The 26530-nt window shown below is 32.4% G+C and carries 28 protein-coding genes and 1 pseudogene; 18 read left to right on the plus strand and 11 right to left on the minus strand.

Translation table 11 applies throughout. The features are described from left to right. Nucleotides 1-232: 232 nt before the first annotated feature. From K5783_RS01730 to K5783_RS01755, 6 genes are all read left to right on the plus strand, one after another. Nucleotides 233-1291, plus strand: coding sequence for an ATP-binding protein (locus K5783_RS01730; RefSeq protein WP_297471844.1), 1059 nt, complete (start codon nt 233-235; stop codon nt 1289-1291). A 3-nt stretch (nt 1292-1294) separates the two neighbouring features. Then, nucleotides 1295-1483, plus strand: coding sequence for a hypothetical protein (locus tag K5783_RS01735; RefSeq protein WP_297471845.1), 189 nt, complete (start codon nt 1295-1297; stop codon nt 1481-1483). 47 nt (nt 1484-1530) lie between these two features. Next, a complete protein-coding gene (locus tag K5783_RS01740) occupies nt 1531-1956 on the plus strand; it encodes a response regulator transcription factor (protein ID WP_297471846.1) in 426 nt (141 codons plus the stop codon). 262 nt (nt 1957-2218) lie between these two features. Next, nucleotides 2219-6424 (plus strand): hypothetical protein, encoded by a 4206-nt coding sequence (locus tag K5783_RS01745; RefSeq protein WP_297471847.1) that lies wholly within the window; start codon nt 2219-2221, stop codon nt 6422-6424. Beyond that, on the plus strand, nt 6424-6810 hold the full coding sequence (locus K5783_RS01750) for a hypothetical protein (protein WP_297471848.1): 387 nt from the start codon (nt 6424-6426) through the stop codon (nt 6808-6810). Before K5783_RS01745 ends, K5783_RS01750 begins: the two co-directional genes overlap by 1 nt. A gap of 11 nt (nt 6811-6821) precedes the next feature. Then, on the plus strand, nt 6822-7235 hold the full coding sequence (locus K5783_RS01755) for a hypothetical protein (protein WP_297471849.1): 414 nt from the start codon (nt 6822-6824) through the stop codon (nt 7233-7235). Nucleotides 7236-7298: 63 nt separating this feature from the next. Here K5783_RS01755 and K5783_RS01760 read toward each other — a convergent pair whose 3' ends face one another. The 3 genes from K5783_RS01760 to K5783_RS01770 form a co-directional block, all read right to left on the minus strand. Further along, complete coding sequence (locus tag K5783_RS01760) at nt 7299-7814, minus strand: hypothetical protein (RefSeq protein ID WP_297471850.1); 516 nt, start codon at nt 7812-7814, stop codon at nt 7299-7301. A gap of 129 nt (nt 7815-7943) precedes the next feature. Further along, nucleotides 7944-8768: a signal peptidase I gene (locus K5783_RS01765; RefSeq protein ID WP_297471851.1), complete on the minus strand. Its 825-nt coding sequence runs from the start codon at nt 8766-8768 to the stop codon at nt 7944-7946. Between the two features lie 45 nt (nt 8769-8813). Next, complete coding sequence (locus K5783_RS01770) at nt 8814-9263, minus strand: hypothetical protein (protein ID WP_278975086.1); 450 nt, start codon at nt 9261-9263, stop codon at nt 8814-8816. A 756-nt stretch (nt 9264-10019) separates the two neighbouring features. Here K5783_RS01770 and K5783_RS01775 point away from each other — a divergent pair. Continuing rightward, the gene (locus K5783_RS01775; protein WP_109877296.1) at nt 10020-10226 is read left to right on the plus strand and encodes a hypothetical protein; all 207 of its coding nucleotides are present in this window, start codon (nt 10020-10022) and stop codon (nt 10224-10226) included. Here the strand turns inward: K5783_RS01775 and K5783_RS01780 are convergent, their stop codons facing one another. Then, the gene (locus K5783_RS01780; RefSeq protein ID WP_297471852.1) at nt 10227-11390 is read right to left on the minus strand and encodes a citrate synthase; all 1164 of its coding nucleotides are present in this window, start codon (nt 11388-11390) and stop codon (nt 10227-10229) included. It lies immediately after the preceding gene. A gap of 118 nt (nt 11391-11508) precedes the next feature. On the opposite strand from K5783_RS01780, the gene K5783_RS01785 reads away from it, so the two are divergent. Beyond that, nucleotides 11509-11700: a hypothetical protein gene (locus tag K5783_RS01785; protein WP_297471853.1), complete on the plus strand. Its 192-nt coding sequence runs from the start codon at nt 11509-11511 to the stop codon at nt 11698-11700. 45 nt (nt 11701-11745) lie between these two features. After that, a complete protein-coding gene (locus K5783_RS01790) occupies nt 11746-12852 on the plus strand; it encodes a DHHA1 domain-containing protein (protein WP_297471854.1) in 1107 nt (368 codons plus the stop codon). A gap of 5 nt (nt 12853-12857) precedes the next feature. Here the strand turns inward: K5783_RS01790 and K5783_RS01795 are convergent, their stop codons facing one another. The 5 genes from K5783_RS01795 to K5783_RS01815 all read right to left on the minus strand — a co-directional run bounded on the left by K5783_RS01795 (nt 12858) and on the right by K5783_RS01815 (nt 16401). Then, nucleotides 12858-13226, minus strand: a complete 369-nt coding sequence (locus K5783_RS01795) for a PPOX class F420-dependent oxidoreductase (protein WP_297471855.1) — start codon at nt 13224-13226, stop codon at nt 12858-12860. 22 nt (nt 13227-13248) lie between these two features. Continuing rightward, nucleotides 13249-14028 (minus strand): PEFG-CTERM sorting domain-containing protein, encoded by a 780-nt coding sequence (locus K5783_RS01800; protein ID WP_297471856.1) that lies wholly within the window; start codon nt 14026-14028, stop codon nt 13249-13251. A gap of 203 nt (nt 14029-14231) precedes the next feature. Then, on the minus strand, nt 14232-14687 hold the full coding sequence (locus K5783_RS01805; protein ID WP_297471857.1) for a RidA family protein: 456 nt from the start codon (nt 14685-14687) through the stop codon (nt 14232-14234). Between the two features lie 63 nt (nt 14688-14750). Then, nucleotides 14751-15107, minus strand: coding sequence for a response regulator (locus K5783_RS01810; protein ID WP_297471858.1), 357 nt, complete (start codon nt 15105-15107; stop codon nt 14751-14753). A gap of 133 nt (nt 15108-15240) precedes the next feature. Beyond that, a complete protein-coding gene (locus K5783_RS01815; RefSeq protein ID WP_297471859.1) occupies nt 15241-16401 on the minus strand; it encodes a TrmB family transcriptional regulator in 1161 nt (386 codons plus the stop codon). A gap of 159 nt (nt 16402-16560) precedes the next feature. Between K5783_RS01815 and K5783_RS01820 the strand changes: the two genes are divergently transcribed. The 5 genes and pseudogenes from K5783_RS01820 to carB all read left to right on the plus strand — a co-directional run. Then, nucleotides 16561-17124, plus strand: a complete 564-nt coding sequence (locus tag K5783_RS01820; protein ID WP_297471860.1) for a hypothetical protein — start codon at nt 16561-16563, stop codon at nt 17122-17124. Beyond that, the gene (locus K5783_RS01825) at nt 17121-17612 is read left to right on the plus strand and encodes a hypothetical protein (protein WP_297471861.1); all 492 of its coding nucleotides are present in this window, start codon (nt 17121-17123) and stop codon (nt 17610-17612) included. Before K5783_RS01820 ends, K5783_RS01825 begins: the two co-directional genes overlap by 4 nt. Nucleotides 17613-17621: 9 nt before the next feature. Next, nucleotides 17622-18815, plus strand: a complete 1194-nt coding sequence (locus K5783_RS01830; protein ID WP_297471862.1) for an AAA family ATPase — start codon at nt 17622-17624, stop codon at nt 18813-18815. A 168-nt stretch (nt 18816-18983) separates the two neighbouring features. Beyond that, the gene (gene carA / locus K5783_RS01835) at nt 18984-20099 is read left to right on the plus strand and encodes a glutamine-hydrolyzing carbamoyl-phosphate synthase small subunit (protein WP_297472690.1); all 1116 of its coding nucleotides are present in this window, start codon (nt 18984-18986) and stop codon (nt 20097-20099) included. A gap of 91 nt (nt 20100-20190) precedes the next feature. Beyond that, nucleotides 20191-23349: pseudogene (carB, locus tag K5783_RS01840) on the plus strand (carbamoyl-phosphate synthase (glutamine-hydrolyzing) large subunit); the annotation flags it as partial. A 12-nt stretch (nt 23350-23361) separates the two neighbouring features. Here the strand turns inward: carB and K5783_RS01845 are convergent. Then, the gene (locus K5783_RS01845) at nt 23362-24108 is read right to left on the minus strand and encodes a metallophosphoesterase (protein ID WP_297471863.1); all 747 of its coding nucleotides are present in this window, start codon (nt 24106-24108) and stop codon (nt 23362-23364) included. 34 nt (nt 24109-24142) lie between these two features. On the opposite strand from K5783_RS01845, the gene K5783_RS01850 reads away from it, so the two are divergent. Together K5783_RS01850 and K5783_RS01855 are read left to right on the plus strand one after the other, a co-directional pair. After that, nucleotides 24143-24445 (plus strand): hypothetical protein, encoded by a 303-nt coding sequence (locus tag K5783_RS01850; protein WP_297471864.1) that lies wholly within the window; start codon nt 24143-24145, stop codon nt 24443-24445. 48 nt (nt 24446-24493) lie between these two features. Further along, nucleotides 24494-24745, plus strand: a complete 252-nt coding sequence (locus K5783_RS01855) for a hypothetical protein (RefSeq protein WP_297471865.1) — start codon at nt 24494-24496, stop codon at nt 24743-24745. Here K5783_RS01855 and K5783_RS01860 read toward each other — a convergent pair whose 3' ends face one another. Further along, entirely contained in the window at nt 24746-25045 is a 300-nt protein-coding gene (locus K5783_RS01860; protein WP_297471866.1) for a hypothetical protein, read from the minus strand. A gap of 89 nt (nt 25046-25134) precedes the next feature. Between K5783_RS01860 and K5783_RS01865 the strand changes: the two genes are divergently transcribed. Both K5783_RS01865 and K5783_RS01870 read left to right on the plus strand, forming a co-directional pair. After that, nucleotides 25135-25428, plus strand: coding sequence for a V-type ATP synthase subunit F (locus K5783_RS01865; RefSeq protein ID WP_109877281.1), 294 nt, complete (start codon nt 25135-25137; stop codon nt 25426-25428). A gap of 40 nt (nt 25429-25468) precedes the next feature. Next, on the plus strand, nt 25469-26497 hold the full coding sequence (locus K5783_RS01870) for a zinc-dependent dehydrogenase (protein WP_297471867.1): 1029 nt from the start codon (nt 25469-25471) through the stop codon (nt 26495-26497). Nucleotides 26498-26530 lie beyond the last annotated feature (33 nt).

Consider the following 26530-nt stretch of genomic DNA (forward strand, 5'->3'; position numbering starts at 1 on the left):
TTTTTAATACTTTTAGAAACTTCTGTGGTTTGCTTCATATCTGTAGTACTGTTTTCTAATATGAAAATACGTTGAACGAAATTTGGTTGACTAATACATGAATATGTTTTATTGATAAATATCTCATTATTTTCTCTAATGTGCTCTAGCATTCATGAGTATGTTTGAAATAAACAAACTGTACGTAATATGGTGCTTAGAATAATTTCTTATGATGTTGGTAGATAATCCTATGGAACGAGATCCAGTTCTACGTGATTTGACTGAAATTTCAGTTAATGCCCTAAAGGATTTAGAACTAGCTAGAAAGGAACTTAAAGAAAACGATCTCCGAATGCAAGAAATGAACAAACTTGCAAATGAACGAGTAAATGAAATGTCTAGAGTTAATCAGCAACTTCAAGATAAAATATCTTTTGTAGAAACCATGACAAAATCAATCCAAGAAAAAAATGAACACCTTGAAAAAGAATTAAAAATTACTGAAACAGAAAAAATCAATTACAGCAAACTCAATTCATTATTAAAAGAAGATCTTACTAAAGTAATTAAAAAAGAAAAAGAACTCTCCATCAAACAAATTTTCCTTGAAAGAAAAGTAAAGGAACAGGCCGAGAATTTAATGAAAGGCGAAAAAATGTCTATAATAGGAACATTTACGTCCAGATTGGCTCATGATATAAGAAATCCGTTATCAAAATTAAAAATGTCTCATGATATTTTATGTAATTCTCCAAACATGCCAGTACTTGAAAAAATAAAACATCAGCAAAGAATTGAGTCTGCTATTTCTAATATGACTCATATTATTGAAGATGTTTTAGAATTTGTTCGAATGTCTGAACTTAACATGCATGAAACATCATTAAAAACAATCATAAAATCTAGTCTTGAAGGGATTCATATTCCGCCATCAGTGAAATTAGAAATTAAAGGGGATGATCGAATGACTTTATGTGATTCTAGAAAATTAGAAGCGGTGTTTATCAATCTTATTACAAATGCTATTGAATCCATCCGTGGAAAAGGATTTGTAACTATAATCATTAAGGATAACAAAGAAAATATCGAAATATGTTTTGAAGATTCAGGATCTGGTGTAATTCCACGTTTGCAGGAGAAAATTTTTGAACCAATGTTTACAACAAAACAGCATGGTACTGGACTAGGATTGGCTATTTGTAAAATGATAGTTGAACAACATGGGGGTAGATTAATTTACAAAAACACTCCCTCTACATTCTCAGTACTTATGCCAAAAGTTAACAATTCAACAATGGTGGCACAATAACTCATGCAAACTTATCGTAAAGAATTAATTGGAACCTTAGCTGAACAAATAACAAACTGTATGTATTGTTCATTGGATGGATATGTTTGTAAAATTCATGCACAAATTACAACTAAAACCATATTTGAAAACACACAAAAAATTATGGATGAATTAAAATCTTGTACAAAGATTTATGGGAAGTGTGTTTGAAAAAATCACACTAGTCAATATGTATCATAATTATACTTTGTTTAGGTATGGCTAGAAAATTTCCTGTAATATTACTTGCTGATGATTCTCAGGCATTTAGGGTATTTTGTAGGGATGCAATTAAAAATTCTATAAAATTTATTCAAATTATAGAGGCTTCAGATGGAATTGAAACCTTAAAACAGTATCAATTACATAGACCTGATGTAATTTTATTGGATTTAAAAATGCCTAGATTGGAGGGTGATAAAGTCTTGGAAGTAATCAAAAAAAATGATCAAAATACAAAAATCATTGTCACTTCAGCTTATGGACGAGATCAAGAATTTATTAATAAATTACTGAAAATGGGCGCAATAAGTTTTGTACCAAAACCATCGAATCGTATTAGTTTGATGAAAGAGATTACTGATGTTTTGGCAAAAGGAAAAATGCCTGGCACAAATTTTACCAAATCTATTCCCGCCAGTTAAACTAAAAAATAATTTTATTTTAAAATTGTCCTATTTTTAGAATGGCATGTATGATATGCTGAATTTTAACAATTCATAAATTTAGGCATAAAAGTTAGTATTTTTCACAAATCTGTGAGCCTATTTTTAACATTTCTCAGATTTTTTGATTAAAACAAACATCTGGCACATTGTTCAAAATAAGCTGGCAGAAATTCAGTTTGATCATCTTGATCATACCATTACGCATTACTCACCTGTAACTTAATTTATTGTGGACTAAATGAAGTGGAATTCAAAAATAATCTGTATTTCTATGATGTTATTTGCAATTTTGTATGTCTCATCATTTGATCAAGTTTTAGGGGATCATAAAATTGGTGATGATGTAATTCATAAAAATCTTTATGAATTAAAAGTCAAGTCTTCACCACCAGGATTACACATTGATGGATCCGGAATATATGAAGAAGACTCTTGGGTTGTAATTGGCACTGCCAAAGATAAATGGGGTGCATATGAATTTGTCAGTTGGACAGTAAATAATGAATTGGTAGATGGCAATCCAATTAATGTTTTAATGGATGGAGATGTCACTGCGATTGCAACATATGCATTACATCCAGCTCAAAAACAAGATAGTGTGAACTTTTTACAAGGTTCAAGTAGTGGCACAACATATGATTTGAGAATTATTTCTCCGTATGGAAACACAATTGGAAGTGGCAGTTATGATTCTGGAGAAATTGTAAATTTTAGTGTGTTAGAACCTTATGTTTATGATGAAAATGATCTTGGAATACGATATGCCTTTTCTGAATGGAGTGATGGGTTTACTCCAAATCTGAAGACTAATTTCATAAAAATGGATGAGGATAAAACAATTGCTGCAAATTGGAATGTCCAATACAGATTGCAAATATTGGATTCGACTCAAAATATGAAGGTAATCAACACTAGTTGGCATAATGTTAATTCAACTGCTCCATTAGTTATGAGTACAGTAAATTCAGAATCTGATGGAAAAATAAAAAGAACAATAAATGAATGGGTAAGTAGCGGTTCTAATTTTGCTGCTATCAAAGATTCTACACAACCTATAACCAGTGTTAAAATGGAAAATCCTTATTCGATCTCTGTGGATTGGAAGGATCAATTTTATCTTGATGTTAAAAGCAAATATGGTCAAGTTCAGGGAAGTGGTTTTTATGATGAAAACGATGTGGTGGTTGCCTCTATTGATTCTACCACTCAAGATTCGGGCATTCCAGGAACAAGATTGATTTTTGATGGTTGGAGTGGAGATGTAAATTCTGATGGTAAAAATGTTCAGGTAATCATGAATTCTCCAAAATCTATTGAGGGAATATGGAAAAAACAGTATTTACTTACTGTAAATTCTGGATACGGTACTGGAGGTGGAACATATTGGTATGATGAAGGAAGTGTGGCTAAATTTGGAACAAGTATACCTAGAGATCCTGCAGGAATGTGGAAACAAACTACTTTTCAAGGTTGGGGTGGTGATTCACAGAGTACATCCCTTAGTGGAAGCTTGTTGATGAATGGTCCAAAAACTGTTACTGCACAATGGAATGAAGATTACACTATAGCATATTTGAATATCGGAATAATCTCTGCCGTTGCAATTGGAGGATTTATTGTATATAATAAAATAAAACAAAATGAAAAACAGAAAAAATACCGCACCAAAGAAATAGTTGAATCAATAAAAGAAAAAAGACAAAAACCATCAGGATTAAATAAATTATTTGGTGGAAAAATCAATTTTGGTAAAAATGTATTTGCAATAGAAAATAAAGACTATGAAATAGTTTTAGAGAATGCTGAATCTGAAAAGAAAGTTTTACTGGAAAAGACACAGGAATTAAGAGAAAATATAGAAGAGGAAAAGAGAAATGTGCTTAAAAAATCAATGCAGTTAGATAAACGATTATCTGAAATAGAGCTTGAACAGAAAGAATCAGAAATTGAATTTGAAAAAAAGAAATTAGAAGAAAAAACAAAATTACTTGAAAAAAACCTATCTGACGTAGAAGAAGAAAAGCAAAATATCCTTAAAGAAAAAGAATTACTTGAAAAAAACCTAACTGATTCAAAATTTGAAAAGAAGAAAATAATGATAAAACTTGAAAACGCAATTGAAGAAGTAAATCTTCAAAAGAAGAATTTATCAGAAAAAACTGAAAAACTTGAAGAATCTCTATCCGAAGTTGAGCGTGAAAAGAAAAGAATCATTCAAGAAAAAATTCAATTAGAAATAAAATTACAAGATGTGGAACAACAAAAGGATAGAATTATTGACAAACTTGAACAAAAAACACATGCGATTGAATTGGAAAGAAAAGAGTTGGAAATTGACCTTAAAAAGAAATATGCTGAAGTAGATATTCAAAAAAAGAAATTATCTCAAAAAACTGAACAATTAGAAAAAAATCTTTCTGAAGTAGAATTTCAAAAGCAGAGTCTGACTCAGAAAAAAGAGAATTTGGAAGATAGCATTACTGATATAATTCTACAAAAAAAGAAGATTTCTTCAGAATTTGAGAATAAGGCAGAACTATTTGAATTTGAACGACAGGCACGAATTAAAAGAATCAATCAATTAGAAAATCAACTCACTAAGGCTGAATCTGAGAAAAAACAAGCTGAAGTGGAACTTCAAAAAAATCTCTCTGCAATTGATCTTACCAAACAAAGAATTCAACAAAAAACTGAGCAATTAGACAAAAATCTATCCGAAGTTGAATTACAAAAGAAAGCAGTCATTTTTGAAAAAGAAGAATTAGAGAAAAGCATAACTGCTGTAGAACTTGAGAGAAAAATTCTATCACAAAAAACTAATGAATTAGAAAAAAGTCTTTTGGAAATTGAGCAAAAGAAAAAGATTCATGCTGATGAGATCCAGAAAAATTTTGCAGCTATAGAATTGCAGAAAAAGGGTGCTTCTCAGAGAATATTGGAACTTGAAAAAAGAATCAAAGAAGTAGAAATAGAAAAGAAAAAAGTAGCAGAAAATCTTGAACAAAAAGAATCTGAAATTCAATTAATTAAAAAGAATTATGATGAAAAATCAAAACAACTTGAAAATGATCTACAAACAGTTAATTTTCAAAAAACGAATCTCTTTGAAAAAACAAAGAAACTAGAAGAATCTTTACTTCAAGTAGAAAACGAAAAGAAAAACATGATTGATAAAAAAAGAAAATTAGATGCAAGTTTATCCGCAATTGAATTTGAAAAAATGAAATGCTCAGTAGAACTAGAGAAAAACATTGGGGATGTTGAACTTGAAAAAAAGAAATCGATCATCAAGCTTGAAAATGAAATTGCAGAAGTCAATCTTCAAAGACAAAGTTTAACTGAAAAAACTGAACAATTCGATAAAAATCTTGAAGAAATCAATCTACAAAAGAAAGAATTAGCTGAAAAAACAAAACAATTGAACAAAGCTATAGAGGATATAGAGTATGAGAAGAGAGAAATATCTAATAAATTAAAAAATAAAGAGGCAGAATTTGAATTAGAAAATAAAAGCAAAACAATTGAACTTCAACGAAAAGAAAATGAGTTAAATTTTGTCAAACAAAATTTGGAGCATAAAGCAAAACAACTTGAAAGTAACCTCGCCGAAGTGGCAATTCAAAAGAAGAATCTATCTTCTCAAAGAATTGAACTTGAAGGTAAATTGTCAAAAATTGACCTTGAAAAGAAAAAACTTTCCTCCGAACTTGAAAGAAAGGAGTCTTTGATTGAAGTCGAAGAGAAAAGACTAGGGCAAAAAATATGGGATTTAGAAAAGAGAATTGCCAATTTCTCTCTTGAGAGAAAAATAGCCTCAATTGAGCTAGAAAAGAAGAAAATTAATGCTGAACTTGAAAGAAAACAAACTCTCATTGACCTTGAAAAGGAGCATCTTTCTCAAAGAAGGGAGGAATTAGATAAGAGCATTGCATCAATTGAAATTGAAAGAGACATCATTCCTACTGAAATTCAAACGAAAAACAATTCAAAATTATCCAAGAAAAACATTTCTTCAAAATCAAAGGATTTGGAAAATATCATTGCAGAAATTGAACTTGCAAGAAAAATTTCTGTAGTTGAACTTGAAAGAAAAGAATCTGTAATTAAACTACAAAAACAACGTCTGGATGAACAAACTGCAATGTTGGAAAAACGAATTTCAGGACTTGAAGTTGAGAGAAAAATTTCTGCAGTACAAATTGCACGAATAGAATCTGAAATAGAACTTGAAAAGAAGAATTTAGAGCATCAAACACGTGAATTTGGAAAAAATAATTCAAAAAATAATGCTTTGACAAAGAAAGTTCTAGATTATTCTTATTCTGCAAACTTTGACAACAGTTCCTATGAAAAATTTAGAGAATGGTCAAATGTTCTAGAAGATGAATTATCCGTACAACAATCATCTGATGATGAACACACGACATATTCTGGTGATAAATAATGAGTTTACTTTTACTTGCTCTGTTACTGTTCTCTACATTTGGGGTTGTATTGCTGAGCACTCAAGGTCTTGCAAACCCTTTAGATACACCATCTGATGTAAGTAAAATGGGGGCTCTGCAAGTTTTTGATTCTTCTGACAGTACTCTACTAGGATTGAATTTAGGAACTTCTGATGCTATATCTTCTGTAACTCTTACCTTTGATTCTAATATTCCGGAAGATACTACTGTAACTATTTCACTCAAGGATACTAATGATGTTGAAATTGGAACTGGTTCTACAGTAACTGGAGGCCCAACTCAAACTGTAGTTATCAGTCTAAGTGATTCTATTACTGATCCAGAAAGACGTACTTTACAATATGCAAGTATTACGGTAGCCTAAAGGTGGTATAATTGAGTCTCAAAATAATTTTCTTAGTAGGCGTGTTAATTATCACTGTATCTACAATAGGATTGGGTTCAAATCTAAATAGTTCAATTACGTTTAATTCCATTGGAAGTGATGATAATATTTCATCTCGTGCGTCTGAAGTAGATATTACAAATGTGGTGCATTCTACAAGTGGCAGTAATATTGATTCTTCCACAATCACTATTCGAAATACTGATAGTGTTTCTCACTCATATCGTATCTGTGTAATTACAAAAGCTGGATCTTCAATCAGTGATACTGTTGGCACTGTTCCTGACTGTGCAACTACTTCCATTTCTTCTAATGATATAGATTCTGTTGTAGTTACTTTTACAAACCCTCTGAATAAAACTACTGTGGATTTTGCTGATATTTCAATACAAGAAATCACTTAGAATATAATCTGTAAAACTTTAAAACAGAAATAAATTATTGATTTTCAGAAAAATATCTATTTTTTATTTATCCAATTCTTGAATTGCTATGGATATGTCTACGAGTTCACTAACTTTGACTCCGCTAGAAAAATCAATAAATTGATTCACTATTTTTCCATAAGGTTCAATTTTTTCTGTATTTGTACATGCAAGTGGACTATCTAACGATGGTGTGAATTTTTCTAATGGTCCTTGAACTATGGTGCAAATTTCAAAAGACTGTACTCTGTCATCATCATTGATAACTGAAAATCCGATGCCACTAATTTCAATAACTCCATCTGGTGAAACCCTTTTTGTCCATGAAAAATCTTCAATATGTCCACGAGGAGTAAATGCCGAATTTTCTATAACTTCCAAATTTGAGAATGATTGAGTTAGAATTGATTCATCTGCAATAGCCATTGTGGTGGTTGCAATGATTAGAATTACTATGAAACTAGCATGAATAAAGAATTTTTGAAAACCGTTTCTTCCATCAAATTTTATTTTATTTGCAACCTTTTTCAGGCTTTTTCCAAAGTAAACATGATTCAATTTGATTCTTCTTAATTACGGGAATTGTGCATATTATCAGGTACGGAAAATATTCTAATTCTCGTATTCCATAATGGTATTTTACAGGAATCTGTTATGCTTTTAAAAATCGCTTTAAATGACTTTCATCTAAAAAATGGGAGGAATTAGTTGATTCTCACTGATGTTTGTAATTAGTATAGGAATGGTGTTAATTGCACTAATTATCTGAAGTACAAGAATCATTATTCCGCCTAATGCAAATATTAATTTCAAAGGTTTTATCTCGTCACTTTTATTATGTTGGATTTTTCGTGAAAAAAGATATAGCATAATGATTGCCATTGTTAGCATTCCGAATGATACTGAATTTGCAATAGTTGGCTCAAAAATATTTGAAAAAGGTATGTTCATTGTTTTAGATAGTCTGATGTCAAATCCCAAAGTAATCTGAGTTAATACATAATTTATTAATACAGAAATCAGTCCAATTTTAAAAATTATAAAACTTTCTGATGATTTCTTGTTATTAGTTTTGGATTTGTTTTTATTAAACATTATCAAAGCCCATATTCCAAAAATTGACATTCCTATAGGGGTTTGTAAAAATAATGAAGTATATCCTACATATGGTATTACAAATATCGATCTTCCAACTACTTTGTCAACTGGAATTACTCCTGGATCATTTTTTCTATTGTTGTCTCCTTTTGTTATGAATCCTTTATCTGTTTGATCTACTATTCTGTGTACAACATTTTTGTTATCTTCATTAACAAATCCTATTATGTCTCCCAGAAAATATTGTTGTTCTTGTTTTAGTACGACAAACGTACCGCTTTCTATAACTGGGTACATACTGTTGCCTACAAGCATAATGTATGTTGTATCCCCATAAAGTTGAACAGGCCAAAAATATATCAAAATTGGAATAAATAAAAGTACTATGATAATTTTAATTTTTTTCTGAATCATATCTTTTCACATACGATATTTAGAAAATAAAAAAATGATTGTTGATCATTCTTGGTCTAGTTCTTCTATTGAGAAACTAATGTCAACTATGCTGGTTACATTTACAGGCGTTACAAAATCAATTGTGTGACCAGTTGAATTTGCATGTGCAGCAACACTTCCTGTAGTAGTGCATGCTGGAGGTGAACCTGCTGCAGGAGAGTATGTTCCAATTGGTCCTTCAATAACTGCACAGATCTGGAAATCATGTGCCTCTGTTCCATCTTCATTACCCACTGCGAAAGTAATCTCATCAGTTTCAATTACTCCTTCTGTTGAAACCTCTTCAGTCCAAACTAAGGCTGTAATATTTCCTCTTGCTGTTGTCACTGCATTATTGTCACTTGCTCCAATTAGGTTAAATGTTGGAGTGTTAGTAAGACTAGCTCCAAATCCTATGGTAGATGTCACTAGAATTGCTACTCCTATTAGTGCAATAATGGGTAAACTGTTCATATTAGAACAATCAAAATGTAATTATTATCATCTAGTTATTTCATAGTAAACAAGCTACACACATTCAAATCATTTAATTTCTAAAATGTGTTAATAGGTATTCTTATAGGTTTTTACTAAAACAAAATTTCCAAATCCATATTTCTATTAATTTAGAAAAATATGTTACTTTGATCTAATTATTCTAACTGGTGTGCGCTTCGTTATAATTATTTTATAAAATTTTTGTTAAATTATGCTGCATTTTTATCGTTTTATAAATTCTATAAAGAATTAGACTCCTCAATTTCTTAAAGATTTTGACATGAGTCCAATTCTTTTCTCAACTTAAGACCAACCACGGGAAGGTATGTTGGTGACAGTTACAGTACTACTAATTAATTAGTATGTATTTTTCTGTGTGTCCTAATTGATAAAACACTAGTAATTATTAGATGATTATTGATATTTTCACGGAGAAATATCAACGCTCAAAAATTTTGATATCAATCAATGCTTTCCTAATTGCTATTGCAAAAGAAAAAATAATTCTCACATAATTTTAACATCGTATTAAAATTACATCAAAATTATTTTGTTCAATATTTTTCTACAATGTACTTGCCCATAAATTAATTCATTTTTTATCCATGTGATTGTAATTTCTAAACGGATATTTTATCATGTTTGGAACGGGTGAATTTTAAAAATAATGTGACTCTTTTGTCTATATAATTTGAATCCTTCACTTATGATCGTAGATTTAAAGGTGTACATATGCTTGAATCTCACACTTTCTTCTCAAAGATGGTAGATGAACTAGTGGAATTCTCCGAACATGATCCTGAATTAGCTGACGGAATAAAATGGCTTGATGATCAGGCTCAAAAAAAAGGAATTACATTTTATGATATGGTTTTTGAAGTATTGTATAAACATGATGTAAACTCTAAAGCAAAAGAGTGGCTTAGTACGAGAAATTAATTATTTTCTCAAATCTAGAGTTTTGTATTCACAACCTTCTGGCCCGCAATATTTTCCAACATATGTTGCCTTTGGTCTATACAGTGCTGGCTTTGGTGCTGCCTCTGCAAATTTTTCCTCAATGATGTGTGCTGCCCATCCAACAACTCTTGAAATTGCAAAGATTGGGGTGTTCAAATCCATTGGGATTTTTAACATATAGTATAATGATGCACTGTACAAGTCAACATTTGGATAGATGTCTTTGTTTTTCTGGGATTTCATTTCAGAAATAGTCACAGTTTCAATTTTTTCTGTGATTGCAAACCATGGGTCTTTAGTTTTTTCTGCCAACTTCCTTGATAACTGCTTTAGTACTTGTGCTCTAGGATCATATGTTTTGTAAACTGCATGGCCCATACCCATAATTCTTTCTCCTTTGCTCATTTTTTCTTTAATCCATTCTTCAACTTTTTCTATGTCTCCAATTTCTAACAACATCTTCATTACTTCTGTATTTGCACCTCCGTGTAACTCGCCACTAAGTGCTCCAATTGCCGCACTACATGCTGAATACATGTGTGCTCTAGTTGATGCAACCTGTCTTGCTGTAAATGTGGATGCATTGAAAGTATGGTCTGCATGAAGAATCAAGCATACATCAAAGATTTTTTCGACCTCTGAATCTGGTTTTTCCCCTGACATCATATATAGAAAATTTGCCGCATGACTTAATGTTGGATCTGGATCTACAATATCTAATCCGTTTCTAATTCTATTCCAACTTGCAATAATAGTAGGCACTTTTGCAATTAGGTTTATTGCCTTATCATAACTGGCCTCTTTATTTGCAAATTCTTCATCATAATATCCTGCAAGAGCTGCTACAAAAGCCTGAAGCATATCCATAGGATCTGCATCCTTTCTCCAGTTTCCCATGTTTTTTTGCATCTGTTTTGGAATGAATCTTGCATCAATTAATTTAGAATTAAACTCCTCTAACTGATTTCTGGTTGGCAGATCATCATAAAGTAGTAAATATGCTGTTTCCTCAAATGTTGAGTTTTTGGTAAGTTCTAAAATGTCATATCCTCTGTAAATCAGCCTGCCCCTTTCACCATCAATATTCGAAATTTTGGTATCTGCTACTTCGATTCCTCTGAGGCCTATATTTTTAGTCTCCATGATGAGCCTATCCAAAATCTTTTATTATATTTTCTCCAACATTGTGTCTATAAAATTTAGTAATTAGTCTAATCAGCCAACTTTTGGTCATAAATGATAATTTTTAATCCAAAATTAATTGACTCCCAAAGAGCGTGAAGATTTGAAAAAACTAGATGATTTGGTGCTTAATGCATCTTCAGATGAATTAAAAAAAATCCAGGAAATCGATCATCAGACCCAACTGGAAGGACTATCATTCTTTGAAGTATATGTGGATTCAAGTTCTTTAATTCATAAAAATATTAAAAAATCATCAAGACGATCCTGATTTCATTCTTCATTTAAATGAGGGTAATTAATTTTTCATTCTGTATTGACAGTATCTAAAACTAAAAAACATACAACCAAAAAGATTGTTAAAAAAACAGCTACAAAAAAAGTTTCTAAAAAAATCAATAAAAAACCTACAAAAAAAATCACTGCTACAAAAACTGTTAAACCACAACGCACCAAAGTAATTTGTATTTCGCATAAAGAAGATTGTGATGGAATTAGTTCTGCCGCGTTGATTAGACAGGCATTTGGTGGTGATGCAATATTGGTTGATTACCCAGGCCAAATGGAGGCACTAAATCAAGTAGTTTTAGATGAAAAATTAAAATCATTATTTATTTGTGATTTAGGTCTTAGCAAAAAAACCCAAGATGAATTTATTGATATTATGACCACTTTAAGAAAAAATAAAGTGTCAGTGACTTACATTGACCACCATGATATTGATCCTAATGTTCTAAAGGAATTAAATAAGATCAAAGTAAAAATAATTCATGATATCAATGAATGCACTGCAGTTTTAGTTTACAGTGCATTTAAATCAAAACTAAATGATCATGCATCATTTGTTGCAGCATGTGCTGCAATCACTGACTATATGGAAACTCGACCAATTGGTGCAAAGTTATTACAAATCTATGATAGGCAATTTGCATTGATTAGCGCAACTGTTCTTACCTATAATATTGTGGGGCATCAAAAAGAACCTGACTATCTTTTGTATTTGGTTGAGGAGTTGGCCGATTCTAAATTTCCGCATGCTATACCAAATACTTTTGAGTTTGCACAAATTCAAGTTGAGAAACTATCTCAAATGATTGCCAAGGTCAAACAAGGTATGAAGACTATGAAGAATCTTGGATATATGGAAATTCTTGATGCTGGTGCAAGCGGTGCTGTTAATTTTGTTATGGGATTGTCTGGAAAAAATGTAGGTGTTGCATACAAAGAGCGTGTTGATCATGGAATTTATGCAGTATCTGTTCGTGGTTCTAAAGACTGTAAAGTTCATTTGGGAAAAATTGTCAATATTTTGGCAACCAATCTTGGAGGATCTGGTGGAGGTCATGATAAGGCATGTGGTGCTGTAATACCAAAACCCAAAATTAAAAAATTCATCACTGAATTAAACAAACAAATAAAATAATTCTTTTAATCTATCTTAATTGAAAATGCACAAAGTTCTCCCTTGTTTTTACTCAAGAATTTTGCAATCTTAGCCATGAATCCGTATTTTTTATCTCTCATTTCTATTGTGTTTTTTGTTTGATTCTTATCTAACATTTTTACAGTTCCTGAAATCCATTCTCCTGTGACTTTTCCTTTTATGGTACATAGAGCAAATTTTACTTTAGGATTATTTTGAAGGCGTTTTACTTTACCTGTATGGCTTCTCGTTACTACATACACAAAGTCATCATTGATTACAAACCATACTGGAGTTTTAACTGGTTTGCCATTTTTTCTATATGTTTCAAGTGCGATGTATTTCTTTGATTTTATTTTCTCTAAACTAATCATATTGTTTTGATATATTCTCAGATTAATATCTGAATGGTATGGCAAGTTTTAATTTTGTTGAAACAATAATCATTGAAATAATTGATATTGCTAAAACCAATGATGCTACGACTCCAAATTCTGGAACTACCACCCCGTCTTTGATTTCAACTTTGATTGATTCTTTGTACTCTGATGAAGATCCGTGATTTGCAGTGATTGTGTACATGCCGTCTTCCTTCCACATTGGACCTCCTATTTTAATTTCTGTTTGAAAATCTCCATATATTCCAGGTGTGACTTGATCAATTGTTATCATGTTCCCTACTGGTGATTTTACAATCAACGTGATGTCTGTTCCTCTAAAATTGGTGTTTCCTTTAATCATGATGACATCTGAACCGTTTTCTGCTTCAGCTTGTATGGTAATTTCCTTTGAACTTTCTTGTTCTTTTTCTACTATTACTTTTGATTCGCTTGTCTGGATATCTGAATTTCTTGGAATCTCTTGTGAAATAACTGTGAATTGAGTTTGTGCAACTGATTTTGTGTCATCGTGGCTTGCAGTGACAATGTATTCTCCTGGCTTAAAACTTGGAATTGGCGGATTTAGTAATTTTCTAAATTCTCCATTATTGTCAATCGTAACTTGTGGTGCAAATACTATTTCTCCATCTGGACCGATGATCCTTAATTTTACTGGCTTGTATTGTGCGACATCTGTAATTTTACCTGTAACCCAAATTGATTCTAATGCTTTGATCTTTGTTTCTGATGTTTGTACTTCTATGGTCGTGTCTGCAAAAGCTAAAGTTGAAACCAATGATATTGTACATAACATTAATAATGAAATCTTGAACACTTTTTCAGTAAATTTTTAGAGTATATGAATTGTTTCTTAAAATCAATAGAAATATTCTTATCTTTGAATTTATTTTTTGTATTTTTCCTTTTTCTTAAATTTTTTTAATTAGTTTGTAGCCTAAAAGAATACCCTGATGAATCCTGTTTGTGAAAATATGCAAATCACTCCATAAATTCTACAATGGCGTCAATTTCCGTCATTGAATTTAGGGGCAAGCAAGATACTCCAACAGCAATTCTTGAATGTTTACCCTTTTCACCAAAGATCTCAAAAAATAAATCCGATGCCGGATTGATTACTTTTGGTTGCTGAGAAAATTCTGGAACCGAATTCACAAATCCTGAAAGTCTAACTATTTTTGAAACTTTGTTTAAATCTCCCAATTCTCTTTTTATTTGTGCTAAAATGTTAATTGCACACATTCTTGCTGATTTCTGTGCCGTCTCTAAATTCTCATCTGAAACTTTACCTGTAAATATCACCTTTCCGTCTTCCATGGGAATTTGTCCTGAAATGAATAATAAATTTCCCGTTCTAATTGCAGGTACATATGAGCCTGCTGGTGTTGGTGGGTTTGGAAGTTTTATTCCTAATTCATCCAATTTTTCTTCAATCATAAATTATTGCAATAAATTGTTTGAATTTATTTTTACCTGAATCTCAAAATTTTCTTTTTATTTCTATAATTTTGCCAGTTCATTTTTTATCATAAAAGGATCTATTGGCTTTGTAATGTATCCTAACTGAGGAATTTTCCCACTCTTGACTGCAATCATGTTTGACTTGATAGATGTGACAATTATCATCTTTACATTTTTATCAATTTCTCTAATCTTCATTGCTGTCTCAATCCCATTCATTCCAGGCATCTCATAATCTATGGTAACTAAAGACGGTCTGTATTTTCTAAATGCTCTAATTGCGTCCATGCCGTTTTTCGCCTCTATCACAGAATTGATTTTCATGTATCTGAATACATCTTTGATATTTTGTCTCATAAATGGTGAATCATCCACAACCAATACATTTAATCCCATAAAACGGTATGAACATCATAATACATTAAACATTGTTTGTTTGAAAATAACACTTTTTTTGATATTGTTTTATTCTAAATTGAAAAAATGTTAAAAATTCTGATATTTTGTTCCTGATTTGTCCTATGAAATTTTAACTTTTACTTATTTTGATGTGGACTTTTTCCCCTTTGTTTGCATTGTTTTGATAAATTGTTCTAGTCTTATATCCTTGTTTTTGAAGACATCCATCTAGAATTGACACCCATGGCAATGAATGTCCGCTGTTTAATTTTGATTCTACTGTAATGTTTTTTGTATTTGCCTCAAAATTCACATGTCCTGAACATGTAATTTGCATTATTGCATCCATTATTTCAATCACATCATCCAGCGATTTTGATTTGAATGATATCCCGTTGTTTTCTAATAGCTTGAACATGTCTGATTCAGATTTTTTTGATACCATTGTAGAATTTAGAATGTATGTTAAACCAATCTCGTTTACCGTTTTAATTATTTTGTATATTTCTTGGGCTTCAGTTTTAGACATGTCTGCAAGTGCTTTTGTCTTTATTGAGTTTTTCCAGAGATTTGAAAATATTTTTTCTTGATTTGAACCAAGAATATCTGTCGATGAAAAAATTGCCCCTTTTCCGTTGTCATTGTTTATCAATAATAATTCTGTTTCATCAAATATGAAACAATTTTGAGTTATTTCTGATGCTCTGATATCTATTCTATCTGGGATTTTTCTATGCGATTCTGAACAAATTTGAGTTGTTGGAACAATGATTTTGATATCTAAATTTCGTCGTACAACCGAACTTAATTGATCTTTGCACTCTGCCAACAATCCAAATCCCCACTGATCAGTCATAATTTTGATGGATGATTTTGAACCCTCAATCATTGTTTGAAGTTGTAATAAGACGTTGTTCGCACTGATGTGGAAATATCTTTTTTCTTCTGATCCTCTGGTTTTTCTACTTTCTTCACTTGCTTTTTTTAAATTAGATACCAATGAATTCATTGCGTTTACCTTGTTGATTTGTTCATGAATAATTCCATCAAATGCATCTTCAGGCGCAATCGCTGTGCACATGATTGGTTTGCTCTTTGAAATGATTGCTAGTTTCTTATTTTCTAATTTCAACAATGTTGGGTAAATTTTTGTCCGTGGGATCTCTGAATAATATGCTAGTTCACTAGCTGTAATGGTACCTTTTGAAATGAGCGCCACATATGCCTGTGCTTCATACTTACTTAATCCAAATTCTTCTAAACTTACTGTTAACACATGTTCATCAACCATGATTTTTCTTGATTTGTTATTAGGTAAAATTGAGAGCTAAATTCCTTTACACAAATACTCAAAAAAAATCAAAATTGTATCCACAGGTAGATGTAACTGTGGTTACCAAAATTACTGTGACATCGTCCTCAAATACAAAATCTGAATGAAAATATTGGTATGATGGTAAAGGCTAGTACTGAAACAGTGGAATGTGAAAACATCTCTCATTCAGTGACATTGGTTCCTAGATTAGGATACTCTGCCCATTTATTGTCTGAGATAATTGATTTTATTGCCAAAAAACTTGATGATTTGAAACAATCAAACTGTGATTTAGTTTTATTTTTTGATGAAACTGACAAAAATCATGTCTCTATAATAGAATTGGAGCGTGTTTTGCTTTTTTCATCAGATGTACTCTTACACATAAAAAAAAGAATTGCCAGTATTTCTGGTTTGAGTAGCATTCCTGAGATGCTTCCTTCTTCAATTCCTATGATTAGGACTGTTAGTGCTCAATTGTTTAGTGTTATTCCAAATTGCAGCCAAAGATTATCTGAATTGTCTGTCCATCTGGGCAGTATTGTTTTAGATTCAGCTGCTCTTACAAAGGCTAGATTTGATTTCAGTCAATCAAATAATGAGGCTTCGATATTTCTTGATGAAGTAAAATTGATGGTGGACTCTAAATTAAGTAAGCAGTATCCTAATGTTGATTTTTTCAAATTATGTGATACTTGATTACTATATCGTCAAAACATGATTTTTCAAAAGATTTTCAGCGAATTAAAGAAATTTCAGCAAAAATTGATAAAAAACTCTCTGAAGTAAAACCTTCCGATGATGAAAAAATTGATAAATTAACTTTGGAGGAATTACAGGATTTGGATAAGATTGTTAAAATTGCTGATTTTATGATGTGCAAATATTCTGATAAAAAAGAGATGAGTTCAATTTTGAGGCATTTTACCTCTGTTATATCTGAAACTGCAGTATCTCTTGAAGACTTGGATGATGAAATATCTGAATTGATTATTTCAGCTGAAGATTCTATCAACAAAGTAAAAGACATTCATACCCATATTTCTGATAAATCTGATTTTAAAAAGAATTATCATGATGGCCCTGATTTTAACGAGGAAGAAACAAGTGGAATTAATTTAACCAATTTTGTGACAGAGATTAACACCGTAGAATACCAACAAAATTCTCAAAGACATACTGCGTAGGTAAATGAAATGAGTTTAGCCCCACAAGAATTAGAAAACACTGCAAGCAAATATGCTTCAGAAGCTATAAAATTTGATTCTCAAGGAGCCAGAGGGATGGCGATAACTCATTATCAGCATGCCATTGACTCTTTGGTAAAATTGTTACAATTGTATCCTGCTAGTAAACTAAACCAAATCTACAAAGACAGATGTAACTCTTACCATAACAGAATTAACGCACTACAACAGGCTCATGGTGTTGAACCTGCAGTAGATCCAAAGGCTTCTGAAGAAGAACAGAAAAAATCTGTCCAAAGACAAGAAGATGAAAATGATTTTGAAGATCTTTTGATGAAAGAAAAACCCAATGTAACTTGGGACCAAGTGATTGGATTAGATGATGCAAAAAGTGCTTTACGTGAATCTATTGTATATCCAACTAAAAGACCTGATCTATTTCCATTAGGATGGCCAAAAGGTATGTTACTTTATGGTCCTCCTGGTACTGGAAAAACTATGCTGGCTGCAGCAACTGCAAATGAGATGGACGGATATTTTATCAACGTTGACGCATCTTCAATGATGAGTAAATGGTTAGGTGAAGCAGAAAAAAATGTTTCAAAATTATTTGCGATGGCAAGACAATATGCTGAAAAAGAAGGGAAACCTGTTATTTTGTTTGTGGATGAGGTGGATTCATTGTTAGGTTCTAGAAACAGCGAAGTTGGTGGCGAAGTGAGAACTAAAAATCAATTTTTAACTGAAATGGATGGTGTAAATGGAAAAGGAAAAGATTTAATGCTTTATGTAATTGGCGCAACAAACAAACCCTGGAGTCTTGATTGGCCTTTCCTTAGAAGATTCCAAAAGAGAATTTATGTATCTTTACCAACTCAAGAAGCAAGAGAAAATCTATTTGAACAATACACTGCACCTCTTAGCAAAAATTATAAAGTGAATAATTCTGAATTGGCAAAACTATTTGATGGCTACAGTGCTAGTGATATCAAAGATGTATGTCAAGCAGCTCAGATTAAAACTGTACATGAAATCTTTAATGCTCCGGATTATCATGAACCTGTTGAAGGCGAAGAACCTGTACAGCCAAGAGAATTGACCACCTCTGATTTTAAAGATATAATGGCTAGAAGAAAACCCAGCGTTTCCCTTGAAATGATTCGTGCATATCACAAATGGAGTGAAGAGTTCCAAGCACTTTAGATTGCTGATTACTAACTAATTTCTAAAATTATCTGCTCTAAAATCTTGGTTTTGCGATCAATTTTTTTATTTTATTTTTCTCATAAAACTTAAATTCGCTTTCTAGCGGACTTATCGAGGGTCACAATTACTATAAAGAAATCACACCACGCAAAAAAGTTTGGAAAACTGATTTTTGATGATGGTACTGTTCTTGATGGGGAAGGTTTTGGCTACTCTACTACTACTTTTGGTGAAATTGTCTTTAATACGGGTATGGTAGGTTATACTGAGGCACTTACAGATCCCTCATATAGCGGTCAAATTCTTACCCTGACATACCCATTAGTTGGGAATTATGGAGTTCCAGACTCCTCAATTAAAGATAATGATGGAATCCCAAAATTCTTTGAATCTGAGAAAATTCAAGTTAGGGGTCTTGTGGTTCATGAATTATCTCTTACTGCAAGTCATTGGAATCTTGCTATGACTCTTGATGAGTGGCTTTACAACGAAAAAATTCCTGGAATTTCTGGTATTGATACTCGTGAATTAACAAAAAAGATTAGAACTGGTGGAGTCATGATGGCAGCACTAGTTGTGTCTGATTCCGAAATTAATACTGAGGATATCAAAAAACAACTTGCGTCTGCACCACGTTATGATTCTGAACAATTTATGGATGATGTATCTACAAAACAAGAAAAAGTGTATGGTAATGAAAATCGTTCTGTTGTAGTTGTTGATACTGGTGCAAAAAATGCCATTATCCGAAATATTCGAGAGATTGGTTACAAAGTGATACGCCTTCCTTGGGACACTTCATATGAAAAGATCATGTCCTATCATCCAAAAGGAGTTGTACTTAGTAGTGGCCCAGGTGATCCACAAAAATGTCCTGACACCATAAACACAGCTAAAAAATTAATTGAAAACAATGTTCCGACATTAGGAATTTGTTTAGGTGCACAAATAATTGGTATTGCCGGAAATACTGAAACATACAAACTAAAGTATGGCCATCGTGGCCAAAACAAATCTTGTGTCAATTTAGAAAACAATCAAGTTTATGTTACTAGTCAGAATCATGGATATGGAATCACTCCAGAATCCCTTCAAAAATCTGAATTTAATTTATGGTTTACTAATGCAGACGACAAGACAGTTGAAGGAATAAAACACAAAAAACAAAAGTGTATTGCAGTACAGTTTCATCCAGAAGCTGCGCCAGGTCCTTATGATTGCAAGTTCGTCTTTGAAGAGCTACAACACCTTATGGAGGAAGGAACATCTGCCAAAGAATGAAACGTTAAAGAAAATTCTTGTACTTGGTAGTGGGGCAATTAAAATCGGAGAAGCCGGCGAGAGTCGCTAAAACGACCGTCAATTTGACTACTCCGGAAGCCAATGCCTTAAAGCCATACGGGAAGATGGACTAAGCAGTGTTTTAATCAATCCAAACATTGCAACGATTCAGACTGACACTAGATTTGCAGATCAAGTGTATCTTCTTCCTGTAAACCAAGAGTATGTGGAATCAATTATCGAAAAAGAAAGACCAGATGGAATTATGCTGGCATATGGTGGACAAACTGCTCTAAATTGCGGGGTTGGACTAGAAGAATCTGGGATTCTGCAAAAATATAATGTCCAAGTTCTTGGTACTCAAATAAAAGGAATCCAGAAAACTGAGGATAGACAACTCTTCAAAGATTCTATGAATGAATGTAACGTGCCTGTGCTCAAAAGCAAGACTGTAACCAACTTTGATGATGCTAAAAAAATAGCTGAAGAGCTCGAATACCCTGTAATTGTTAGAGTCGCATATACATTGGGTGGCCGTGGAGGTGGGGTTGCCTATAACGAAATTGAATTACATGAAATTGTTGAACGTGGTTTCAAAGCAAGTCTTGTGGGTCAGGTTCTAATAGAAGAGTACATTGGACATTGGAAACAAATTGAATATGAGGTTATGCAAGATTATGGTGGCAATAACGTAATTGTTTGTAATATGGAAAATGTTCTTTCTATGAAAGCTCACACCGGTGATAATATTGTGGTTGCACCATCACAAACAATTGACAATCATGAATATCATATGTTGCGTTCTGCAGCACTGCGTGCAACAAAACATGTTGGAATTGTAGGTGAATGTAATATCCAATACGCACTGGAACCAAAATCAGACAGATACGTTGCAATTGAAATCAATCCTAGGCTTTCTCGATCTTCTGCCCTTGCAAGTAAAGCAACTGGATATCCATTAGCATACATGTCTGCAAAAATTGGATTAGGTTACAATTTATCTGAACTTGTAAACCGAATTACAAAAAATACTACTGCATGTTTTGAACCCTCTCTTGATTATATTGTGTGCAAACATCCTAGATGGGATTTTGAAAAATTTGAACTCGTTAACAGAAGACTTGGACCTACAATGAAATCCGTTGGAGAAGTTATGGCTGTAGGAAGAACATTTGAGGAATCATTCCAAAAAGCAATACGAATGCTAGATATTGGAAATGATGGACTTGTCCTAAACCGCACAAACGGAAAAACATACTCTGAAGAAGAAATTGAAGATAAACTAACTCATCATGATGATCATATTTTGTACAATGTTGCCATTGCACTAAAAATGGGGATCTCCGTTGAGCGCATCTACAAACTTTCTACAATTGATCCTTGGTTTATTGAAAAAATTAAAAATATTGTCGATGTTGAATCAAAACTAAAAACTTCTGAACTTAACACCTCTCTCCTTTGGGAAGCCAAAAAAATGGGATTTTCAGACAAGCAAATAGCAAGAGCTAAAGGGTTTATTCCTGATGATATACGAAATTTACGTAAGAAATTAGGCGTACTGCCTTCTGTAAAACAAATTGACACACTTGCAGCAGAATGGCCTGCAGTGACCAATTATCTCTATCTTACATATGGCGGGCATGCCCATGATATTCAAATTCCATCTGATGAAAAAGGAATTGTAGTCCTTGGGGCTGGTCCTTATAGAATTGGTAGTAGTGTTGAATTTGATTGGGGCACAGTCAACATGGTTTGGGGATTACAGGAAAATGGTGAGAAAAGTGTTTCAGTTGTTAATTGTAATCCTGAAACAGTATCGACAGACTATGATATCTGCACTAGACTATACTTTGAAGAGTTAACTCAAGAAAGGATTTTAGATATTGTAGAATTTGAACATCCAAGAGGTGTAATCACATGTGTAGGGGGACAAACTGCAAATAATTTGACTCCTGGCCTTGCACAACATGGTGTAAATATTTTGGGAACTAGCGCATATGATGTAGATAGAGCAGAAAACCGTTCAAAGTTTAGTGCAGAACTTGATAAACTTCACATTAAACAACCTCGTTGGCAAGCATTCTCAAATCTTACTGAAGCCAAAAACTTTGCACAAGAAGTTGAATTTCCAGTAATTGTAAGACCTTCTTACGTTCTTTCTGGTGCTGCAATGAAAGTTGTTTGGTCTCAAGATGAATTAAAAACATATGTTAAAGAAGCCACCGATGTTTCCCCTGATCATCCAGTCGTAATCTCAAAATTCATGTTAAATTCTCTTGAAGTAGATGTAGATGGAATAAGCAATGGAAAAGAAGTAGTCATTGGTGCAATTGTTGAACATATTGACAGTGCAGGTGTTCATTCTGGAGATGCAATGATGTGTATTCCGCCATGGCGATTAAGCAATAAAATTATTGAAACAATAAGTGAATATACTAAAAAAATAGCATTAACCTTTAATGTCAAAGGACCATTCAATCTACAATTTTTGGTTCATGATGATCATGTCTATGTAATTGAACTAAACATTAGAGCTTCACGCTCTATGCCATTTGTGTCAAAATTAGTAAAAACAAATCTCATATCACTTGCAGCAAAGGCAATTCTAGACAAACCTCTTCCTAAAATCCCTGAAAATAAATGGCAAAAGATTCACAACTATGGAATCAAGGTTCCCCAATTCTCATTTATGCAATTAGAAGGTGCTGATATTGCTTTGGGTGTTGAAATGCAATCCACTGGGGAAGCTGCATGTTTTGGAAACAGTTTCTATGACGCATTATCAAAAGGATTGACTTCTGTTGGGTATAATCTTCCCGATAGAGGAACTGCGCTTGTTACAGTAGGCGGTGCTCAAAACAAAGAAAAACTTGTTTCAAGTATTGCAAAACTAAAACACTTGGGATTTAAAATTTTGGCAACAGAACATACTGCCGAATACTTTGAAGAAAAAGTAGGTCAAGTTGAAATTGTTCATAAAATTTCTGAACCTGAAAGAAAACCAAACATTGCTGATCTTCTTTATGAACGAAAGATCGATTTTATCATAAACATTCCAAGTACTTCTACATTGGAAAAATACGTTGGAATGCTTGATGATGAATATCAAATAAGACGGAAATCTTTGGAACTGGGAATTCCTGTTCTTACTACTATTGAATTAGCAGATTCTTTCGTTAAAACTTTGGAGTGGCTTAAAACAAATCAAACTACCAAAGAACCAATTGAACCCTATGACAAGTATGATTAATGATATTTTAAATCACAAAACTTGTTTAATGATTGTTTCATCTCCTAGTATTACTCCTTCTAGCGAAACAATTTTTGCTGACAAAATTTCCAATCTTTCTATTATCGGGGAAATGGATTTTTTATAATATTTTTTGTGTGTGGCATAAAAATACCTGTTAAACGATGGTACAATAATAATTTCTAATTCACCTGACTTTGATGGGAATATTTTTTGTTTTTCTGTTTTTAGTGAAACCCACACTCTCTGTCCGTTCATTATCGAGTCTTCTTGGAAAAATACTGGATGAATGTGTCCCATAATGATTTTGTCAATATGGGAAAAATTTTCTGATGGCATTGTATGCCCATGTGTTAGTAAAACATTCTCTTCAACCATCCCTGTTGAACTAATCATGGAAATATTGTTTGGAATTAATTTTTGAATATTTGCATCATGGTTTCCTGGAATCAATATGATATCGCATTTTTTCCCGATCTCTTCAAAAAATAATGGGACTTCCTCCCATTCATTTCTTGATATGTTTTTTATGCTTGATTTTATGTCTCCTAGTAGAATTACTGAATCAGGATTCTCTGAATCAATAATTTCTGATAACTCTTGAATTGTTTCATTAATTGTTGAATTTTTTCCAATGAATATCTCATTTGATTTTAGTGTATTTTCAAATCCCAAATGAATGTCAGTAACAATAAGATTCTTTTTCTCTCCTTCTAAAACCAATGCAGGTTTGGATGGAATAATTCTTGTTTGCAACATCAAAGTTATACTGTACATATCTGATTAAATCCTTATGAACAAAGACTTTGATAGAGTTGAAGTTCTAGTTTCTGAAAAACGTGTAAAATTACATGTTTTTCAACCCAGTCAAAGAAAAATTTGGACTGTAGTTGGAAAAGGTGAAGAGCACTGGATTGATCCAAATGGGAGTTATTGCTCTTGTCCTGGATTCTATTTTGGCCAACTAAATGGAAAAAGCACTTGTTATCATCTTGACTCTGTAAAATTAGCTCAAAAAGAAAATAAAATTGAAAAAATCATTTTTTCTGATGATGAATTTGATGATTTTCTTTTTGGATTAATTTCTGATTTGTAACTATTTTTTATTCGAATGTATTAATAACTAGAAATTATATCACACACTATGAATGACGAACAACAGAATTCTGAAATTGAGAAAATTGCAAATTTAATGGTTCATGATGGGATTTCCCCTGATGAACAAGATGAAACAAAATTAGAAAAATACAAAAATATGATCAAAGAAGATTGCAATCTTGATGATGAGTCATCTATGAAATTAGTTTATGAAACATTACTTTACCGAAAATTAAAAAATTCTGATTCTGGTGATATTTTAGAAAAAGGCAATGATTTTGGTGCGGGATTCAGTTAGTTATTCTAACTGAATGGTGTCTATATCTTCTTTCGAAACACCTTTCCAGAGTCCAATCATTCCTTCTGGTTTCACTTCTTCGACTTTGGTAATTTCTTGAATTTTTACATGATCTGGGTTTGGTGGCATCCATAACATTGCCATATAATCTCCAACATTTCCAACTTTATTTGGTAATGCCATCACGACTTTATCGCTAGAAAACCCTTTTGTTGTGAGTGCATTCATTGCTTTTTCTTTAAGATCCATTCTTCCGTGTAGGAATAGGTACACATCCTTCTGAGTATTAATTTCTGTCATAAATTAACTGGTTTTCTAAACTAAATCAATCTTTCTTGATCTAATTACTACCATAAAGGGTTAAATTAGAATGGACAAAAATTTTAACTGTGAAAATCTTTACTGTTGGTAGCAAATCTTTTGTTACCAGTTTCCAATTAGCTGGAGTTCCAGGTATTATTTCTGAAACTCCTCAAAAGGCTTTGGATGAAATTAAGAGATTGACAGATGATTCTGATGTCGGACTAGTTTTGGTTAGTGATGATATCACTGAACCAATTAATGATGAATTAACAGCATTGAGAGCAGAGAAATCTACTTTAGTTTTTGCATTACCTGCAACTGGAAGTGAAAAAACCGAAGTCGATTACAGAGTAATGTTGAAAAAGATTCTAGGCGTATGATTGTTTAATCTACTTATATTCAATTTTTTAATGATTTATCATGAAAACTGCATCAGTTAAAGAACCATCTGTTATTATTGTTGATGAAACTAAAAGACCCTCATTAGGTGATGGTGATGTTTTGGTACAAATGAATGCGTGTGGGATATGTGGCTCTGATTTGGAAAAAGTCTTTGGCCAATACGGGCAACCTTCAATGCGATTAGGTCATGAACCATCTGGTGTTATTTTAGATGTGGGCTCTAATGTTATTGAATTTAAAAAAGGCGATCGTGTTTTTACACATCATCATGTTCCTTGTTATGATTGTCATTTATGTAATCATGGAAATGAAACGATGTGTCCAAAATACTATGAAACAAATCTCTTTCCATGTGGTTTGTCTGAAGAATATGTTGTTCCTGAATGGAATGTTTCTCATGGTGGTATTTTGAAAATCTCTGATTCTATAAGTTTTGAAGAAGCAGCCATGATAGAACCCCTTGCTTGTTGTGTGAGAGCGTGGAGTAAATTTCATTATCATGAACATGATTCAATTGCAATTTTTGGTGTAGGTCCTACTGGTATGATGCACGTAATGCTTGCACATGTGAAAAAATTCTCAAAAATCTTCTGCTTTGATGTAAATAGATTTAGATTAGATTTTGCAAAAAAATTTAACATTACCGATTCCATTAACTCTATGGATGAAAATAGAAAGCAAAAAATTTTGGATGGTACTGAAGGAAGAGGAGTCGACGTGGCAATTGTTGCTACAAGTAGTCTCAAAGCACTTGAAGATGCTATAGATATGGTTCGAAAAGGGGGAACTGTTATGATGTTTGGTGTTCCTTCAAAGGATTCCCAACTAAATTTGGATATGAGCAAAATTTATTCTAAAGAAATCACACTAGTAACTAGCTATGCTGCTTCAGACAAAGACACAAAAGAAGCCCTTGAGTTAATCGAATCTTCAAAAATTGATGTTAAACAACTAATCACTCATACTTATTCTATCGTTGATTCACAAAAGGCATTTGACCATGCGCATACTGGTGAAAACGCAATGAAGATAATTATTACAAAATAAGAAAGGCTTAAGAAAGGTATTTCGATTATTTCA

Source organism: Nitrosopumilus sp., from assembly GCF_025699125.1.
GTDB lineage: Archaea > Thermoproteota > Nitrososphaeria > Nitrososphaerales > Nitrosopumilaceae > Nitrosopumilus.